At 71.2% G+C, this 15534-nt stretch carries 6 protein-coding genes; all 6 read left to right on the plus strand.

Features of this window, described 5'->3' with window-relative positions:
* The first annotated feature begins 224 nt into the window (after window positions 1-224).
* The 6 genes from drmD to BN1056_RS03110 all read left to right on the plus strand — a co-directional run bounded on the left by drmD (window position 225) and on the right by BN1056_RS03110 (window position 15352).
* On the plus strand, window positions 225-3485 hold the full coding sequence (gene drmD, locus BN1056_RS03085; RefSeq protein ID WP_210578962.1) for a DISARM system SNF2-like helicase DrmD: 3261 nt from the start codon (window positions 225-227) through the stop codon (window positions 3483-3485).
* Entirely contained in the window at window positions 3482-7813 is a 4332-nt protein-coding gene (locus tag BN1056_RS03090) for an Eco57I restriction-modification methylase domain-containing protein (RefSeq protein ID WP_244671475.1), read from the plus strand. Before drmD ends, BN1056_RS03090 begins: the two co-directional genes overlap by 4 nt.
* Window positions 7813-11823 carry a DISARM system helicase DrmA gene (gene drmA / locus BN1056_RS03095; protein WP_210578964.1) on the plus strand — a complete coding sequence of 1337 codons (4011 nt, stop codon included), beginning with the start codon at window positions 7813-7815 and terminating at the stop codon, window positions 11821-11823. The genes BN1056_RS03090 and drmA overlap by 1 nt, the downstream gene beginning before the upstream one ends.
* The gene (drmB, locus tag BN1056_RS03100) at window positions 11820-13913 is read left to right on the plus strand and encodes a DUF1998 domain-containing protein (RefSeq protein ID WP_210578966.1); all 2094 of its coding nucleotides are present in this window, start codon (window positions 11820-11822) and stop codon (window positions 13911-13913) included. The genes drmA and drmB overlap by 4 nt, the downstream gene beginning before the upstream one ends.
* Window positions 13910-14716: a DISARM system phospholipase D-like protein DrmC gene (drmC, locus tag BN1056_RS03105; protein ID WP_210578967.1), complete on the plus strand. Its 807-nt coding sequence runs from the start codon at window positions 13910-13912 to the stop codon at window positions 14714-14716. Before drmB ends, drmC begins: the two co-directional genes overlap by 4 nt.
* A gap of 63 nt (window positions 14717-14779) precedes the next feature.
* The gene (locus BN1056_RS03110) at window positions 14780-15352 is read left to right on the plus strand and encodes a hypothetical protein (protein ID WP_210578969.1); all 573 of its coding nucleotides are present in this window, start codon (window positions 14780-14782) and stop codon (window positions 15350-15352) included.
* Window positions 15353-15534: the final 182 nt, after the last annotated feature.

The raw sequence follows: 15534 nt of genomic DNA on the forward strand, positions 1-15534 counted from the left end.
CCTACTTGCTTGACACTCACGTCGTGGCGTGGCTGATCGCGGAACCGGAGCGCCTGCCCGCTGGAGATGCCAGTCGGAGGCCGGGGCGGTGAACATGGGACTCGAAACGGACTCGGTCGCCTGAGATGAGTCCGCGCGCCCCGAGACGATGGTGACTAGGGCTACAGTGTGCTCGTCTTGCGCCCGGCCACAGGCAACGGGCGCTCCCGCACGAACAGGCACCGATGACTACGCACACTTCACCCCGGCCCACGGGCGCGACTGGAAGCTCCAGCCTGGATTACAACACAGACGCCACACCGGCCCTGCCCGAACCCGGGCAGGTGGTGCAGGTGCGGGGCGCCACCTGGGCCGTCACCGACGTGCGCGAGCAGGGCCTGCCCCACAGCCCCGCCGACGATTCACGCACCGACCTGGAGCACCTGGTCTCACTGCAATCGCTGGCCGAGGATCGTATGGGTGAGGAGCTGACCGTCATCTGGGAGCTGGAGGTCGGCAACTCGATCATTCCGGACCGCGGCCTGCCGGAGACGATCTCCGCCGACTCCTTCGACGACCCGGACACTTTGGGCGCCTTCGTCGACGCCGTGCGCTGGGGCGCGGTCACCTCCGCCGACGCCAAGGCCTACCAGGCTCCCTTCCGCTCGGGCGCCACCCTGGAGCCCTACCAGCTCGAGCCCCTGCGCCGCGCCCTGGAGGCCCCGCGCACCAACCTCCTGCTGGCCGACGACGTCGGCCTGGGCAAGACCATTGAGGCCGGCCTGGTCATCGAGGAGCTGCTGCTGCGGCACCGGGCCCGCTCGGTCATCATCGTGTGCCCGCCGAGCCTGGCCCTGAAGTGGCGCGATGAGATGCGTGAGAAGTTCGGCCTGGAGTTCGTGATCGTCGACTCCGCCCGGATTGCCGCCGACCGCCGCACCTACGGCCTGGCCGCGAACCCGCTGCGCCTGTATCCGCGGGTGATCGTGTCCATGGCCTGGCTGCCGGGCGTGCGCGCCCAGCGGCTGCTGCGCGAGGTACTGGACGACGCCGGCCGCCCGGGCAGTGCCCGCAACTACGCCTTCGACGTGCTGGTGGTGGATGAGGCCCACCACGTGGCCCCGGCGGCGCCCTCGGCCGTTGGCGGTGGCCGCGGTTACGCGGTGGACTCCCAGCGCACTCGGGCGCTGCGCCGCCTGGCCGAGAAGTGCGAGCACCGCCTGTTCCTGTCCGCCACGCCGCACAACGGTTACACCGAGTCCTTTACCGCCCTGCTGGAGATGATCGACCCGCGCCGCTTCGCCCGCGGCGCCGAGATCGACCGCAGGGCCCTGGATGAGGTGACGGTGCGGCGCCTGAAGGCGGACGTGCCGGACCGCGACTTCAAGCGCCGCAAGGTCAACTCCGTGGAGTATGCGGCCGCTGCCGATGAGGAGGATGCCTACGCCAAGCTGGACTCGCTGCTGCGCGCCTCGGGACGCCAGCAGGGGCGGCGCAGCCTGGATATTGCCGCCCTGCTGCTGAAGAAGCGCTTCCTGTCCAGCCCGTGGGCCTTCGCCCGCACGCTCGGCAACTACTTGACCGATCCTGTGGCGGCGGGCGCGGACTACTACGACGTCGACGACTACTACGCGGAGGTCATGGGGTCGGGCCAGTCGGATGAGGAGGAGGGCCGCCTTGAGCAGCCCGAGACGGATACGCTGCTGGCCACCCGCAGCGGTGACGCGCTGAGCACTGCCACCAAGGCGGAGCTGGAGAACCTGGCCGACTGGGCGGGCGGCTATCAGGCGCGGGCGAACTCCCGGCTGGAGGCGCTGGTGTCCATGCTCGACGCCGTCTGCCGCCCCGACGGCAGGCACTGGACCAATGAGCGGGTCGTCGTCTTCACCGAGTATGCGGACACCCTGGATTGGATCGTCGACGTGCTCGGCTCGCAGGGTTACGGCGCGGACCGGCTGGCGGTGATTCAGGGGTCGACCCCGGCGGAGGAGCGCGAGCGGATCAGGGCCCGCTTCAACGACGACCCCACGCAGGAGCCGGTGCGGGTGCTGGTGGCCACGGACGCCGCCGGCGAGGGCATTGACTTGCAGGCCTACTGCCACCGCCTGGTGAACTTCGACGTGCCCTTCAACCCGTCCCGCCTGGAGCAGCGCATCGGTCGTATTGACCGTTACGGGCAGCACCACACGCCCGAGGTGACCTACCTCATTCCGCGCCGGGGGGGTGCCTCTCAAGGCCTTTGCTCCGGTGAGCTCGACTTCCTGAACCGGCTCGCGGAGAAGATCACCACCGAGACCCAGGACCTGGGCGCGCTCAACCCGCTGATCGACGACGTCGACGGTCAGATCACCGCGCGCCTGCTGGGTCGTGAGCAACGCGGCCGCAGGACGCAGACGGCGGATCAGCGGGCGGTCAATCAGACCCTGGCGGGCAGCCGGGAGCTCAACCGCTCCCTGACGGACCTGGCGCGCGGCTATGAGAACCGCAAGGCGCAGATGCATCTGACGCCGCAGGCCGGGCGACGCGTGGTGGACACGGCCTTGCGGCTCGCCAACCAGCCCGGCCTGGAGCCGGTCGGGCCGCTGGAGGAGGCCGGCGGCCTGGAGGAGCTCGACGCCGTGCCCGAGGGTCTTGCGGCCTTCCGGGTGCCGGCGCTGGACCGCTCATGGGATGAGGCCGTGGCGGGCCTGGCGCCGCTGCTGCACCCGGACCGGCCCCGCCCGGTGAGCTTCGACGAGCGCTCCGCGTCCCTGCCCGGGATCGTGCACGTGCACCTGGGGCACCCGCTGATGCGCAAGGCGACCCGGACTCTGCGTGCGCGCCTGTTCAGCCCCCAGTCGGAGATCAACCGGGTCACGGCGGTGGTGATGCCGGGGCTGGAGGAGACCTATGCGGCGTCGGTGGCGCGGCTGGTGCTGGTGGGGCGCGGCGGGCTGCGGCTGCATGAGCAGGTGTTCGTCACCGGCGTGCGGCTGCGCGGCAGCACCGTCGCGGAGGAGAAGCTGAACGCGGTCCTGGACCGGATGCTTGACCCGGGTGAGCTCCGGGCGGCGTCGGCGGCGGTGCGCGAGCACCTGGCCCGGGCGTGGCGGGCGGACGGCGCGCACCTGCGCACCCGTATTGAGGAGGAGACGGGCAGGCGCGCGCAGCGGCTGCAGCACGCCGTCGACGACCAGCTGCGGGAGCGGCAGCGGGCGGATGCCGAGCGGGTACACGGCATTTATGCGGCCTTCCGCACCAACCTGACCGAGTCGTTGGAGCGGATGCATGCGGCGGAGCAGGCCAACCAGGACATGCTCGCGGACTGGCTGGATGACCAGCGCCGCCAGCGCGAGCGCGACATGCATGCGATGGCGGAGCGCCTGGCCGCGCTCGATGACGAGGAGCGGCGTGAGGCCGACGCCGTGGCACGCCGCTACGAGGACGTGCAGCCCTTCATCGCGTCGGTGGGGCTGGTGTTCGCCGTGTCCGAGCAGGATGCCGACCAGTGGGAGGAACACCGATGAGCCGCAACACCACCGGGGGAAGCCGCTCCCGCACCTCCCGCCGTAGCGCGGGTGCTTCCGGCGGGGGTGCCCGGGCGGGCCGTGGGGGCGGCTCCCGGAGGGGAGCTCGCTTCGCCGCGCAGCTGCACCGCGACTGGCTGGAGCTGGTGGACACCGAGGGCCCGTTCCTGTCCGTGCCGGTGATGACGCGCCTGTTCCCGCAGGGCGTCCCGACGCTTGAGGACGCCCGCAAGGAGGCGATGCGCCGCGCCAAGTCGGCCTTCGACGCCGCCTGGGACGCGTGGGATCGGGCGCGGGACCGTCAGGCGGCCCTGCCGGAGTACCGCGCCGCCCGTGACGCCTGGGTGAGCACGGTACTCACCGAGGTGGTCGGCTGGGGCGGTCACTATACGGCCGCCGCCGACCGCCCCGCCCTGGCCGAGGCCCACCGGGTGCGGGGCGACGGCGACAGCCCCGTCGTGGTTACTCCGACCGGCGCCCTGCTGCGCGGCACCGCAGACGCAGCCGGCACGGGCGGGGGCGCCATGGCTGCGGCAGACGCGGCAGGCACCACCGGCACGGCCGTGGGCGCGCTGGTGCTGGTGGTGGACCCGGTGGCCTCGCTGCGCGAGGTGTGCGACGACGGCTGGGCCACCAGCCCGGTCGACCGCATGGACGCCATGTTGCGCGCACCGGAGTCGACCTGCTCGATCGGCGTGGTCACCGACGGCCGCTGGTGGGCCCTGGTGAGCGCCCCGCGCGGCGCCACCACCGCCTCCGGCGTGGTGGACGCCCAGACCTGGATCGAGGAGCCCGCGACCCGCGACGCCTTCCTGACCCTGCTGGGGGTGCGGCGCCTGTTGGGCGGCAGGCCGGAGGAGCGCCTGCCTCGCCTGTTCGCCGACTCGGTGCTGGCCGCCGAGGAGATCACCGAGGCCCTGGGCACGCAGGTGCGTCGCGCCGTGGAGCTGGTGGTCTCCGCCGTCTCCCGGTCGGCCGCCGACGCCGTGCGCCAGGGCCGCCCCGACCCGCTGCCGGCGGACGCCCACCAGGTGTACGAGGGCGTGGTGAGCGTGATGATGCGGGTGGTGTTCCTGCTGTTCGCCGAGGAACGTGGCCTGCTGCCCACGCAGGACCTCTACCGCAGCGGCTACGGCCTGTCACGGGTGCTCGATGAGCTTGATGAGCGGGCCCGCGAGGAGGGGGAGGAGTCGCTGGACGGCACCTACTTCGTGTGGCACCGCCTGCTGGCCACCTCCGGCGCCCTGTTCGGCGGCGCCACCTGGGAGGACGTGCGCATGCCCGCCTACGGCGGCTCCCTGTTCGACCCGGATCGCTTCGGCTTCCTGACCGCCACGGGCCCCGACGGCGCCCTGATGGTGCGCGTGTCCGACCGGGTGATGCTGGAGGTGCTGCGGTCGGTGCAGGTCGCCCACACCGGCGGTGAGGCGCAGCGGGTCTCCTTCCGGGATATCGACGTGGAGCAGATCGGCTACATCTACGAGGGCCTGCTCGGCTACTCCTGCCACCGCAGCGATCAGGTGGTGCTGGGACTGGACGGTAAGAACGGTGAGGAGCCGGAGGTACCACTGGCGGTGCTGGAGGACCTGGCCGAGGCCCACGCCGACGACGCCGATCTCGCCGCCGCCATCCTCGCCTGGATCAAGGCCGACCAGCCCTCCGCCCAGCCCCGCACCAAGCCCGCGCTCGCCAAGGCGCTCGCGGCGGGGGACGCCATGGAGGACGCCGAGCGGGCCCTGCTCGCGGTGACGCGCGACGCCGAGCTGCGTGGGCGGCTGCGCCCGTGGATCGGGGCGATCCGCCGGGACCTGCGCGGACGGCCGGTGGTGATCCTGCCCGGCGAGCTGCTGGTGGTGGAGACACCCTCGCGGCGCGACGCCGGCGCCCACTACACGCCGCGTTCCCTGGCGGAGGACGTGGTGGCCCACGCGCTCGCGCCGCTCGTATACAAGCCGGGCCCGCACCAGAGCGAGGACCGCTCCCAGTGGCGGCTGATCGCCTCCGACGCGATCCTGCGCCTGCGCGTGGCAGACATCGCCTGCGGCTCGGGGGCCTTCCTGGTGGCGGCGGCCCGCTACCTGGCCCGCCGGCTGGTGGAGGCCTGGGAACATGAGGGCACGACGCCGCCGGACAAGTCGCCGGAACAGATCGAGCGGCACGCACTGCGCCAGGTGGTGGCGCACTGCCTGTACGGGGTGGACATCAACCCCATGGCGGTGGAGATGTGCAAGCTCTCCCTGTGGCTGGTGTCCCTGGACCGGAACCTGCCCTTCAGCTTCGTGGATGACAAGGTGTTCGTCGGCAACTCCCTGCTCGGTATTACCGACCTGGAGCAGCTGCGCGCGCTGAACATCGACCCGGCCGCGGCGCAGAAGGACCGGCTCTTCGACCTGGACGCCGCCGGCCGGATGCTGCCGGAGATGGATGTGGACGCGATCCTGGCGGAGGTCACCGGCCGCCGCCACCAGCTCGCCTCCGAGGTGAATGACACCGATCCCGCCCGTTCCACCACCACCAAGCTGCGTCAGCAGAGCGCCAATGAGAAGCAGCTGGCCACGCTCACCCGCCTGGCCGACGCAGTCATCGCCGCCGGCCTGGACCCGGACGTGGCCTCCAAGCCCGGCCGACGCCGTGAAGACGCCTTCCAGCGCCTGGCCGCCGCGGCGAGCGCCGCCTTCCCACCCGGCGGCGACGGCGACCCGGCGGGCCTGGAGGCGATCCTGGAGCAGGGCCTGACCCCGACGGTGGAGACGGACTACGAGCGCTGGCGTTGCCTGCACTGGCCGCTGGCCTTCCCCGAGGTCTTCCCGCAGGCCCCGGCCCGCGGCGGCTTCGACGCCGTGGTTGGCAATCCGCCCTTCCTGGGCGCCAAGAAGATCAGCCCCGCGATGGGGCAGAACCTGCGCGACTGGTTTGTGCATGTGCTCGCCGGAGGAACGCCGGGAAACGCCGACGAGGTCGCCTATTTCTTCCTGCGCGCCTTCGAATTGCTGAACCCGAGCGGCACGCTCGCGCTCATCGCCACCAATACGGTGGCGCAGGGTGACACCCGGGAGGTCGGCCTCGACCGGATGGTGGCCACGGGCTTCACCATTACCCGGGCGGTACAGTCACGCTCCTGGCCATCCAACAGCGCCAACCTGGAGTACGCCGCCGTCTGGGGCACTCGCGCCAAAGTCGATCCGCAGGTGCGGGCGGTGGCATGCGGGGAGCGGGATGTGCCGGTGCCGCGGCTCAGCACCCTGCTCGAACCCGCCGGACGTGTGGAGGGGAAGCCGCAGCGGCTCGCCGAGAACGCCAGCATCGCCTTCCAAGGCTGCGTCGTGCTCGGCAAGGGCTTCATTCTGGAGCAGGAGGAGGCCCAGGCCTGGATCGCAGAGGACCCGCGCAATGCCGAGGTGCTCTTCCCCTACCTCAACGGTGAGGACCTCAACTCCCGCTCCGACTGCTCACCCTCGCGCTGGGTCATTGACTTTGGTGATCGAAGTGAGCAATCTGCCGCCAGTTACGAACTTCCATTCCAACGTGTTGTGACGCAGGTGAAACCAGAACGTCTGCGGAAGAACCAGCGAGCGTACAGAGTTTACTGGTGGCAATTTGCGCATAAGGGACTGGCGTGGAAAGAGGAGGTCGCCGGGCTCGACGAGGTGCTGGTGCTCGCTCTGGTGAGCAAGACCGTTATGCCGGTCCGTGTTCCCACCGGACAGGTGTTTAGTCACCGCCTCGCAGTATTTGCTACCGCAGATATTGGTGAACAGGCGATCCTGTCTTCCGATATCCATTGGTGTTGGGCTGTCACGTACTCCTCAACTCTTGAAACGCGGGTGAACTATTCTCCGTCAGACGCGTTCCTTACCTTCCCACGCCCCGCGCCCACGCCCGCGCTCGATGCCATTGGCCGCACCCTGGACGCCGAACGCCGGGAGATCATGCTGCGCCGCGGGCTCGGCCTGACCAAGCTGTACAACCTGGTGAACGACCCCGAGCTCGCATCCGGGCAGGACGCGGATGTGGACCGCATGCGCGTCATCCACGTGGAACTCGACGCGGCCGTCGCGGCCGCCTACGGCTGGGACGACCTGGACCTCACCCACGGCTTCCACACCTACCGGCAGATGACCCGCTGGACCATCCCGCCGGCCACCCGCGTCGAAGTCCTCGACCGGCTCCTGGAGGAGAACCACCGCCGTGCCGCCGCCGAGGCCGCCGCCAAGTCTGCCCAGCCCAACAAGAAGCCCACCCGCTCCGCTAACGCCGGGTCCGCTGCCACCACCGCCCGCACCCGCCGCGGCCGCAGGCCCGCCGCCGGACAGGAGGAGATGTTCTAATGCCCGAGCCCACAAACTCACCCCGGCCAGCCTCCCGTGCCCCCGAAGGCGTCGCCCCCAGGGCCGCAAGCGCCGACACCACCCACGCAGCTTCTCCCGGCGCAGCCTCGCCCGATGCGGGTGTTCCTCGCCGCCTCGACGGCTCCGAAGCACCCAGCAACGGCCCCGTCTACGAGCCGGTGGAGCCCTACGGCTCGGGCTCCTGGGCGGCCCGTGAGAACCTCACCGACATCCTGCGCCGCCAACTGCTCGGCCCCATCGGCGGCGATGACGAACTGCTGCCCGTCGCCCCGGACGGCCGCTACCTCATCGGCCGCATCGCCCCCACCCGCCTGGACGACACCGGCGGCCAGGCCACCGAGCCGCCCACCAGCGAGGCCGCCGACCTCGCCTCAGACGCGGGCCTTGACACCGACCCGGACGCCGGGGCCTCCACCGCCTACCTGGGCGACGACCTCGACGCCCGCGCCTCCACCGGCGTACCGGTATCCAGCGTCGACGAGTCCAGCCCGGACGGGGATGAGGACACCGGCGGCGACCGCGACGACGAGCCCGTGCGCCGCGGCCTCATGATCCCCGCCTCCATGGGACTGCGCTTCCAGGTCCTCGACGACCTGGAGGCCGTCACCGTGCACGCCTCCTGGGGCGTCTACCACCCCGAGAAGACCGGCCGTACCCTCCCCTCCGGCGGCGAGGAGCGCCACTTCCGCCGCACCGACATCTCCATCCCCGTGCGCGTCCCCCTCGGGCAGGGCGACGGCGCCACCACCGACTACCCGCTGCAGGACCAGGTGACCCTGCGCGTCGACACCCACCTGGACGCAACCACGCACCGGCGCCTGGTGGAGATCGCCCTGTGCAACGACCGTGAGACCCCGCGCCGCATCCCCGTCGACGCCTGGCTCTTCCAGACCCGCCTCGACGTCACCCCCGCAGGCGCCGCCGAGGGGCAGGCCGTCTTCCTGCCCGTCCACGACACCACCGAGGACCCCCACCTGCCCGGCGACCCCGAGGAGGCCCGCCTCGAACTGCAGTACCGGGACCGGCTCGAATTCGCCGTCGGCCGCACCTGCTCCGCCGACTGGACCGCCGCCCCCGGCGCGCGCCGCGCCACCCACGTGTGCACCGAGTGGATGCCCACCGCCGAGACCCCACAGACCCGGGCCGCCGACGTGCCCGGGGCGCTGCTGGACATGCAGTCCCTCGCCGTCGCCACCCCCGCCGAACTGGAGGCCGGCCTGCGCCCCATCGTGGCCGCCTACACCAACTGGCTCGACGACCAGCAGGCGCACATCCCCGCCCTGCCCGCCTACCTGCGAGAGACCGCCGCCGAAGTGGTGGACGAGGCCCGGCAGGTGCGCGACCAGCTCGCCGACGGCGTCGACTTCCTCCTGGCCGACCCCGAGGCCCGCCGCTGCTTCGCCTTCATGAACCGGGTCATGGCCGACCAGCGCGTGCACTCCCAGATCGCCGCCGCCCGCCAGACCAACCCCAGCCTCACCCCCGCCCAGGCCGAGCAGCAGGTGCGCGCGGGCACGTTCCCCCACCACTGGCGCGTCTTCCAGCTGGCCTTCGTGCTCATGCAGATCCGCGCCCTGACTGACCCCACCACCCCTCGCCGCTCGGGGGCGGACCGGGCGAAGGTAGAGCTGCTGTTCTTCCCCACCGGCGGCGGCAAGACCGAGGCCTACCTGGGCCTGGCCGCCTACGCCTTCGCCATCCGCCGCCGCCAGGGGCGCATCACCGGCCCCGACGGCGCGGTTGACGGCTCCGCCGGCGTTACTGTGCTCATGCGCTACACCCTGCGGCTGCTCACCTCCCAGCAGTTCCAGCGCGCCACCACCCTCGTGTGCGCCGCCGAACTGGCCCGCCGCGAGGACCCCGCCACCTGGGGCGAGGAGCCCTTCCGCATCGGGCTGTGGGTCGGCACCGCCGTCTCCCCCAAGCGGGTGGAGGAGGCCGCCAAGGAACTCACCCGACTGCGCAGCCAGCACGCCGGCGCCGGCTACCGCTTCTCCGCCCTGCAGCTCGGCCACTGCCCCTGGTGCGGGCGGCCCCTCGGCCACAACGACGTCGAAGTCGACGAGGCGCGCGGCCGCGTCCTCGTGTACTGCCCCGACGAATTCGGCGACTGCCCCTTCTCCCCGGGCGGCCAGGTGGACGAGGGCATTCCGGTGCTCACCACCGACGAGGAGATCTACCGGCTGGTGCCCGCCTTCGTGATCGCCACCGTCGACAAGTTCGCCCGGCTGGCCCGCGAGGGCCAGGCCGCCTCCCTGTTCGGGCACGTCGCCCGCTACTGCGAGCGCCACGGCTACGTGCCCGCGCTCGACGACGCCGGAAACAGCGACTACCCGGGCTGCGAGGCCAAGGAGTCCCACCCCGCCAAGGGCGGCCTGCCCGCCGCCCGGATACGCCCGGCCACCCGCCTGCGCCCACCGGACCTGATCATCCAGGATGAGCTGCACCTGATCACCGGGGCGCTCGGCACCACCGTGGGGCTCTTCGAGGTCGCCGTCGACGCCCTGACCACCTGGCGCATGTACGACCCCGACGGCGCACCACGTGAGGTCAAGCCCCTCATCGTCGCCTCCTCGGCCACCGTGCGCCGCGCCGTCGACCAGGTGCGCGCCCTCTACGGGCGCTTTATCACCGTGTTCCCGCCGCAGGTCCTCGACGCCGCCGACACCTTCTTCTCCAAGGAGATCACACCCGACCGCGAGCACCCGGGGCGGCGCTATGTGGGGCTGTCGGCCACCGGCGTGCGCCTGACCAACGCCGAGATCCAGATCGCCCAGGTCCTCATGGCCGGCGGCCAGCTGCTGCTCGATGAGGGCGGGGAGGAGGCCGACCCCTACATGACGCTCGTCGGCTACTTCTCCGCCACCCGGGAGCTGGCTGGCATGGCCCGCTACATGCAGGACGACATCCAGACCGCCCTGGCCAAGGGCATTCGCGGCTCCGGGCTGCCGCGGCGCAGGGGCACGGCATACGGGGCCCTCAACCTCGGTGAGCTCACCAGCCGCATCGCCTCCACCGAGATCACCAGCACCCTGGATGAGATGGCCGTCGGCTTCGACCCCGCCGTCGACTCCACCCGGGCGCGCGCCGCGTACCGGGAGGCCAGGGCCGCCGCTGCCGCTGCCAGCAGAAACGCGCCGACCCCGCGCCCGCACAACCCCTTCGACGCCGTGCTGGCCACCTCCATGCTGCAGGTGGGCGTGGACGTCACCCGGCTGGGCCTGATGCTGATCGTCGGCCAGCCCAAGAACACCGCCGAGTACATTCAGGCCTCCTCCCGCGTCGGCCGCGACGCCGGGCGGCCGGGCCTGGTGGTCACCGTCGGTAACTGGGCGCGCCCACGGGACCTGGCCCACTACGAGCAGTTCCGCCACTTCCACGACACCTTCTACCGGCGCGTGGAGCCCCTGTCCGTCACCCCCTTCTCCGTCACCTCCCTGGAACGGGGGCTCGACGGCGTACTCGTCGCCAGCGCCCGCGTGCTGCAGGCCGCCGTGACCGAAGGCAGCCTGAACCCCGAGCGGGGCGCCGGGAACGCACCCCGGCAGCAGGCGGTGCTGGAGCAGGTGGCCCACGCCGTCGTCGCCCGCATTGAGAACTCAGCGGCCGGGGACGCCGCCACCCGCTACGCCCGCGACCGGCTGCAGGGGCGCATCGAAGCCTGGGTGAAGCGGGCCGAACAGACGCTGGGCGACGGCAGGCACCTGAGCTATGAGCGGGTGAAGGACCCCGCCAAGCAGGCGGCACTCATCATGGGGCCCGAGGCGGGCGCGGCCCGCACCGTGGGCGGGGACGGGCCGGTACTCGTCGTCGCCAACTCCATGCGGGAGGTGCAGCCCGAGATCAACCTGCTCGTCTCGCCCGACCCACAGCGCCTGGCCTGGAGGCCGCCGGAGGACGCCCCCGCCTGGCAGGCGCAGGAGCCCGGCGCTGACGCAGACCGCGGGCACAGTGACGAGTCGGCCCCGAGCGCAGGGGAGGAAGCATGAGCACCAGTGAACTGATCGCCGTCGGCGGCGGCACCAGCCCCCTCGACGACGCCGAAGCGCTCGCCGAGAAGCAGGGGCGGAAGAACTACGCCAAGGTAGGTTCCGCCCGGCCCTCCAGCCTGCTGTACACCTACGGGCCGGGCGCCATCATCGACCTGCCCCACTTCACCATCATGCCCAGCGGCCTGGACGACTGGGAGCGCATCTGGGCACGCCGCCAGGGGCCGGTGCCGGAGATTCACGCGCCCCGGCTGCTGGAGAGCGTGCAGCTGCAACTCGGCCCGCAGGTGAACGGGCTGCGGCCCTTCCCCCACCAGCCGACCGAGAACGCGTTCTCCCAGGAGGGCAGCGACCTGGGCGTGCCCGCGCGCATCTTCCCCCAGTGGCTGCGCTGCACCGGCTGCGACCTGCTGGCCCCGCTGGAGTTCTTCACGCGTAGCACCGACGGTTACGTCAACACTCACCCCTACCGGCCCGACGAGGCGGTTGTGCAGCATGTCGGCTGCCCGGGGAGGGTAGCGAAGACCGGCCGTGGGGCTCGGGGCAAGGCGGGTGGGACCCGCAGGAACCGCACCAGCCCGTGCGTGCCCGCCCGCTACCTGCTGGCCTGCCCCGACGGGCACCTGGACGAGTTCCCCTACGACTGGTGGGTGCACCAGGGCCGCAAGTGCCCCAAGGCCACGGTCCCGGTGCTGGAGATGACCGACACCGGCGCCTCCCGCGGTGCCAGCGCCACCGTCAAGTGCCGCTCATGTGGGGCGCGGCGCCCCATGAACCAGGCGCAGGGAGAGGTCGGCCGCACCCACCTGCCCAAGTGCCGTGGCCGCCTGCCGCATGTGGACGCCTTCATCAAGGGTGGTTGCACGCAGGAGACGCGGCTGATGCTGGTGGGCGCCTCGAACCTCTGGTTCCCCGTCACCCAGGCGATCATCGACATGCCCCGCCTCGATCCGGCCGCCCAGCTGAAGGATGACGCGAACCAGCTCCGGGCGGCGCTGGGGGAGGACCTTGCCGCTGTCAGCGGCAACCTGAAGATGCTGCGTATTGCACTGAAGCAGAATCCCTCAACCGGGCGGCTGGTGGAGCTTGACGACGCGGCGCTCGGCGACGTGGTCGCCGCCGCGCTGGGGCCGCAGGAGTCCGAGGCGGAGCGGGAGGAGCGCCGTCGTCGCTGGAATCCCACCGACCTGCTGGTGCCGGAATGGCGCTACCTGGAGCAGGACCCGCCCGAGGAGCGGCACGCCGACAAGCGCAGCGGGCTGACCGTCTCCCCGCGGGCCCTGCCCGTGGGTGAGCGCGGCCCGGTTCCCGGTGTGGGGCGGGTGCTCGCCGTCGACCGGCTCCGCAAGGTCAACGCACTGCTGGGCTTCACCCGAATCGACGACTTCGACCGCATCGACGACTCCGGCTCCCGACTGGTGCCCCTGTGCCGTGGCGGGCGCCCGGCCTGGGTGCCGGCAACCGAGGACCGCGGCGAGGGCGTGTTCCTGCAACTGGATGAGGCGCGGGTGTCCGCCTGGGAGCAGCGGGTGGAGGCCAGCGAATTGTGGGAGCGGTACGTGGCCGCGCACAAGCGCAATTTCGAGCGCCGCTACTCCGAGACCGCCAAGGAGATGGACCACCTGGAGCGCATGCAGCCGGCCCGCTACTGGTTGGTGCATACGCTCGCGCACGCGCTCATGCGGCAGATGTCCATGCACTCCGGCTACGGGGCCGCCAGCCTCAGTGAACGCCTGTACGCCTGGAAGCCGGAGGGGGAGCGGCCCGCCGCTGCGGGCATGCTCATCACCACCACGGCCTCCGACTCCGACGGTACGCTCGGCGGGCTGGTGGCGTTGAGCGACCCGGCGCGGCTGGGGGAGATTCTCGACGCCGCCCTGCGCGGGCTCATGCGCTGCTCCTCCGATCCGGTGTGCGCCAGGCGCGTGCCGGAGGACCCCGAGGACTTTCTGCACGGTGCCGCCTGCCACTGCTGCGTCATGGCCTCGGAGACCTCCTGCGAGCGGGCCAACCGCTTCCTCGACCGGCGCCTGGTAGTGCCGCTGCCCGGGGCTTGGCGTGAGCTGGCCTTCTTCGAGGACCCGCGGTGAACGGTGCCGACGAGGCCGGCGGGAGCGGCCGGTACGCCGGGCAGGAGGGCGAGGCGGGGCGGCGGGACGCCGTCGTCGAGCTTGGGTCGGTCCTGAGCGGGGCCCAGGCGCGGGCCGTCGCCGCCAGTTTGGAGGCGGGGGAGACCCTGACACAGGCGCTCGGAGCCGTGGAGGCGTCGCGGCGACGCCGAGTGCGGGAGCTGATGGGGAGGGCCGGGCTCGGCACGTTGGAGCGGGAACGGACCGCGGCGGTGCTGCGCGCCATCGAGGGCGCGCTGGCGCACCCGACCTCCGTCACCCCGGTGTGGACGGTTCCCGGCGGGCCTGGCGCTTTTGGGGTGACGGGGCACCTGACCGGGCTGATCCACGAGCTGGTGACGCGGGCCTACGGGGCGGTCACCTGCTCCACCTACAACATTGCGCGCTCCTCGGCGCTGTGGGAGGCGCTGAAGGAGGTGGCGGCGCGGCCGGAGGTGAGTGTGCGCCTGTACCTGGACACCGACGTGGCCGACGCCGAGCCCAAGCCCTGGGTGCCCACCACCGCGCAGGTCGCGCGCGAGCTGAAGGGCGCCGTGGTGATGCGGACGCGGGCCGGTGAGGACGGGAAGCGGCCGCGAAATCACGCCAAGTTCGTGGTGGTGGATCACCAGATCGTGGTGGTCACGAGCGCGAATATGTCGCGCTCCGCGGAGGAGCGGAACGTCGAGCTCGGCCTGCGCCTGGACGAGCCGCTGCTGGCCCGCGCCATAGAGGACCAGATGCGCGCCCTGGAGCCGCACGTCTATGAACGGGTGGCCGGTTAACGCAGGCTTCGTGATCGCGACTCAGACACGGTTAGTGTCTGAGGGCATAGCTACTATTTGCCCATGGCGAAGGTGGCGTACGGCGATGAGAGCATCCGCAGAAGAGGCGTGCGGGAGCCAACATATCTCTTGGGTGCTTATATTCGTGATGATGCCGCCCCTGATCTTGCCTCCGAGCTGATGGCTCTCGTGCGGGGAAGGAAACTGCACTGGCGAGATTCCATTCCTCGAGTTCAGGAGGAGGCGTGCCGCATAATCAGTTCCCACGGCGGAGGCCACTTGATTGTCGCGGCGCGTCCCCTTGCTGAGGGTGTGCGTGAAGAGTCGGCGCGTCAACAGGCGCTTATGACGCTGATGACCATTTTGTCGGGAGGCTACGGCGTAGACGAACTAGTCCTGGAGCGTCGGCAGCAGAAGCAAGATGACAAAGACCGAGCGGTTTTCGCTGTTGCCCGTAAGAGCGGGATGGTTAGCGCTGACTTCAAACTTCGGCACGAGTATGGGACCCAACAACCCATGCTGTGGGTGCCGGATCAGGTTCTGGGAGCTTACGGCGATGCCTGCATGGGTAAAACTACGGCATGGGCGCTGCTCGAACCGCACGTGCGAATCGAGACGATTCATCCCAGGAGGTAGCGCGAACGCCGGGCCCTATGACGTCACAGGCGCACCGGCGTTAACTTCCTGTCCGCACCTTGATGCGGCGGCGACATTAGTGTGCCACCCCCCTCCTCTGAAGGTCAACCCCGCGACGGGACTCATCTCAGGTGCCGACGAAAGTGGTTCGGTGCCTCATCTGGGACTGCCCGCGAGAGTCG

Source organism: Actinomyces succiniciruminis (assembly GCF_900002405.1).
GTDB lineage: Bacteria > Actinomycetota > Actinomycetes > Actinomycetales > Actinomycetaceae > Actinomyces > Actinomyces succiniciruminis.

Bases quoted from the DNA above. Each gene is read 5' to 3' on its own strand.
- drmD (WP_210578962.1), top strand. From the start codon at position 225: ATGACTACGCACACTTCACCCCGGCCCACGGGCGCGACTGGAAGCTCC.
- BN1056_RS03090 (WP_244671475.1), top strand. From the start codon at position 3,482: ATGAGCCGCAACACCACCGGGGGAAGCCGCTCCCGCACCTCCCGCCGT.
- drmA (WP_210578964.1), top strand. From the start codon at position 7,813: ATGCCCGAGCCCACAAACTCACCCCGGCCAGCCTCCCGTGCCCCCGAA.
- drmB (WP_210578966.1), top strand. From the start codon at position 11,820: ATGAGCACCAGTGAACTGATCGCCGTCGGCGGCGGCACCAGCCCCCTC.
- BN1056_RS03110 (WP_210578969.1), top strand. From the start codon at position 14,780: ATGGCGAAGGTGGCGTACGGCGATGAGAGCATCCGCAGAAGAGGCGTG.